This window comes from Acinetobacter uliginosus (genome assembly GCF_044130295.1).
Classification (GTDB): domain Bacteria; phylum Pseudomonadota; class Gammaproteobacteria; order Pseudomonadales; family Moraxellaceae; genus Acinetobacter.
Window position 1 is genome coordinate 1 of sequence record NZ_JBIQOC010000158.1, and the last position, 3,791, is coordinate 3,791.

Genomic DNA, 3,791 nt, shown 5'->3' on the forward strand with positions numbered 1-3,791 from the left:
CTATAAAAGTGTCTAAGGCCATAAACATAATGTCCATTTAATAAATAATGGACACTATCGGGATATTGAGAAAATAAGAAAAGTGGGGTTCAGCGGACGCTTACAGTGAAGAAGATATTTCAACTGGAAGGGAATAATATATTCATACAGTCAACCTTGTACGCATTTGCTCACATTAATTACGGCCCTTTGCGCCTATACGGTCTCAAACTTATTTCTTATGATGGGGACATAGAGAGCTGGATGCTCTAGATAACAATAAGAAAATACAGTACAAGGACTGTGAGGTACGACAGGAGTTATACCGAGCTAACCAAATATGAAAAACCCTAGCAGGATGCCGGGGTTTTTTATTGCTTATTTTTTTAAGTAATTTAGGCAATTACACTCTTCTGGATACGCATAAATATAGTAACTAGTTAATGGTATCTAATGGGTTTTGATTGATGAATTTAATTAGCGTATCCTGTATAAATTCTTCTATCTCCATTCCTTGTTCTTTAAGTACTTTTTCAGTATTTTTAATTGTTTCTTGGTCAAGTTCAAATGAAATTTCTGAGGATGTTGCCATTAATAAATCATAGTTATTTTCTATGATATTTCTAAAGGTTTCATCTACATTACTTTTTGAGGGTACATTGAAAGACAGTCGAAGAGAACTATTGATAATTTCAACATACGTATATCCGATATATTCTGTACTTTTTCCAACAAATCCTAAATGCTTCATAATGATTCTTAAACTTAGTGGTAGCAATTTTATGATACCCGAATCACTGATAAGAAAATATTCACAACAAGATGATTAGAACCATTTAGTAAGTCATTATACCAACCAAGACTAAATCCATGATTCGGGTTATTTTAACGAGGAAATATTACGTAACAACCATAAGTTACGTAACTTAAATAAGTTATTACGAAAGTTGTTGATTAACAATTTCTTTAATTTCTTCAGAGCTTTTTGAAGCCAAATTTTCTAATGCAATTCTAACGATACTTGATCTACTAACACGAGCATTTTGACTTTTAACTACCAGTTCATCAATTAACTGATTAACTTCATCATTCAAAGAAAATGTACATCTAACAAATTTTTTCTCTTTGGTTTCTAAAGCTCTTACCCTTTTTTCAGCCCCAGATATGAATACTTCTGCTAACTGATCTTCTGGAGATATTTCAACTTTCTTTTTTAAACCGTTTAATCCAGCCATGATTAAATTCCTAAAAATTCATTAGCTATATTTTTAATCTCTGCTTTTGCTTTTTGATCACTATTTACTTCAAAAACAGAAAGGCCATTTTCATCAGCGTCATCATAGACATTTCTATTAGTCGTAATTGCATTTAACGCATTTATACCAAATGATTTACATGCATCTTTCGCATCTAAAATTCTTTGAACTTGTGATGGTAACGTTGGACATTGTGTAATAATTGCTCTTGCAATAAGATCTGGATTGACGGTTTTAGCTAATTTTAAAACTTGTTCCATATGTGCTAATGTTTTTAAATCCCTTCGTTTTGGTCTAAAAGGTAATAACATATGAGTAGCTATTGTCATTGCAGAACGTAAAGCTTCTGAATCTTGCCCACCAGCATCAATTACAATATCCTGATATCTACCTTGCAGATCTTTGAGAACTGAGCGGATATTGCCAGAAGCTTGAACTGAAGGAATATCTTTTAAATCATCATTATCATCACGTTCTTTTATCCAATCAGTTGTTGTTCCTTGAGGATCTGCATCTAATAAAAGGACATCCCTATTTTTTGTTTGAAGGTATACTGCTAAATTTTGAGATAAGCAGCTTTTTCCAGCACCACCTTTTTCACCACCAACTAATATAATCATATTTTATGTAAGTTACGTAAGTTTAATAATTTAAGTAATGTAAAATGATTTCATGTAAAAATCAACTATCGTGATAAAAAAATAATTTAAAAGTTATCCACAAGTAAGGTTCTTTTTTATTATTTTATATATATTTTAAGTTTATTATTTATATAGCAGCTGTAACTATTGATATCAGCGGAATACAAAGAATTAAAGTGGACGGATTCCTACCAATAAGTGGACGGATTCCTACCAATAAGTGGACGGATTCCTTTATATAAAAGGACAGATTCCTTTATATAAGAGGACAGATTCCTTACATAAATGGACAAATTCCTTTCAAAAAAAACACTTCCATTTATGGACGTTAAGTAGTATTGTCCATATATTGGTAATCAAATTTTTTAGCACTAACATATGAGCAATGTAATCTATAAAGATAATAATTTAATTGAAGCTTCCTATGCACTAAATCTTTCAGAACAAAGATTAATTTTAATAGCAATTCTTGCTGCCCGTGAGATTGAAAAAGAATTAACGGCCGAGACTATGTTAACGATTCATGCCTCGGAGTATATGAAACAGTTCAAGCTTGGCCGACAATCAGCATACGAAGCATTACAAGCAGCATGTGATAATTTATTCGAACGTAGGCTTACTTATAAAACAATAGATCCTGTTACAGGAAAAAAAGCAGTTTATAAGAGTCGATGGGTATCCAAAGTAGGTTATGTCAAAGAGGCTGCATGTGTACAGTTGATATTTGCGCCAGATATCCTTCCGCTTTTCATTAAGCTTGAAGAAAAATTTACTAGATATGAACTTAAGCAAATTTCACAACTTACCAGTGTTTACTCTATTCGATTGTACGAGCTTTTAATACGTTGGAGATCCACAGGTAAGCTTTATGTCCCTATAGCAGATCTTAGAGAGAAATTAGGCTTGCTAGAAGATGAATACTCTCAAATGGGAGATTTTAAAAAGCGCGTTCTAAAAGTGGCTATAGAACAAATCAATAAATTTACTGATATTGAAGTTACTTATACCCAGAAAAAAGAAGGTAGGACTATTACTGATATAGAGTTTACTTTTTTTGAAAAAGATACCGTTCTAATACTCAGTGATAGAGCTCCAGAAAATTTATATAAGTTAACAGCAAAGCAAATTTTATATTTTGCGCAAAAACTTTGCGATATTGATGACAATCCAGATTTTGGACGTGCTTTTGGAAAGATAGGCGAAACACAAGAAGATTTTCAGGAAAGAATTGAAGCCGAATTAACAGATCAAGAGAATGTTAAAAAATATTTTTCACATCTATTAAATGTTGGTTATAAACCAAAAAATGGGAAGCAAAAATAGTTACTGGATTACTCACAGTATCCTAAACATGAGATAGCCTTCATTTTGAAGCGGCTCAAATGCTTCTGAGCTCATACCATCCAGATGTGAAGGCGCCTAATTCGATTGTAAAATATTCGATATAATCAAACACATCCGCACAGGCTATTTCTCGTGTTTTATGGCTCATCTTTTTAATATCCTAAAAAAGGGATACAGCAACAGCATATCCCCCAACATGAGCTGTATATTGCGCAAGGTGGCGACTCATACTCTGAACCAAATTATGTTTTTGACAGAATTTCTCCCAGTCCACGCTACTGTATTGTAAGCCGTGATCTGAATATATGATCCAGGTTCATTTGATCTACGTTACTATACAGCCATGGGAAGTGCATCCAAAACGATATTCTTGGTATGAGTGGGTTTTATTGGCCAACCGAGGAATTTTTTCGAATATAAATCAAGAACTCCAGCCAGATATAATCAGCCTTGCCAATTTTATAAATTGCATAACTTATGATGCTTATGCAATCGGGGTGCTGGGTAACCAATTCTGGATCATAAGCAGTTACCTACAGCTGTTTACTCTCATGGAACTCTACAATAGGTC

Annotated in this window: 4 protein-coding genes and 1 pseudogene; 1 reads left to right on the top strand and 4 read right to left on the bottom strand. The window is 33.1% G+C overall.

Annotated features, from left to right (window positions below; translation table 11 throughout):
• Positions 1-415 precede the first annotated feature (415 nt).
• From ACE01T_RS17265 to ACE01T_RS17275, 3 genes are all read right to left on the bottom strand, one after another.
• Positions 416-730, bottom strand: coding sequence for a hypothetical protein (locus tag ACE01T_RS17265; RefSeq protein WP_395519761.1), 315 nt, complete (start codon positions 728-730; stop codon positions 416-418).
• A 187-nt stretch (positions 731-917) separates the two neighbouring features.
• Positions 918-1,214, bottom strand: a complete 297-nt coding sequence (locus tag ACE01T_RS17270; RefSeq protein ID WP_301437011.1) for a hypothetical protein — start codon at positions 1,212-1,214, stop codon at positions 918-920.
• A gap of 2 nt (positions 1,215-1,216) precedes the next feature.
• Complete coding sequence (locus ACE01T_RS17275) at positions 1,217-1,855, bottom strand: AAA family ATPase (protein ID WP_180175077.1); 639 nt, start codon at positions 1,853-1,855, stop codon at positions 1,217-1,219.
• A gap of 399 nt (positions 1,856-2,254) precedes the next feature.
• Between ACE01T_RS17275 and repM the strand changes: the two genes are divergently transcribed.
• Entirely contained in the window at positions 2,255-3,199 is a 945-nt protein-coding gene (gene repM, locus ACE01T_RS17280) for a replication initiation protein RepM (protein ID WP_395519762.1), read from the top strand.
• 12 nt (positions 3,200-3,211) lie between these two features.
• Here repM and ACE01T_RS17755 read toward each other — a convergent pair.
• Positions 3,212-3,664, bottom strand: a pseudogene (locus tag ACE01T_RS17755) (DDE-type integrase/transposase/recombinase); the annotation flags it as partial.
• Positions 3,665-3,791: the final 127 nt, after the last annotated feature.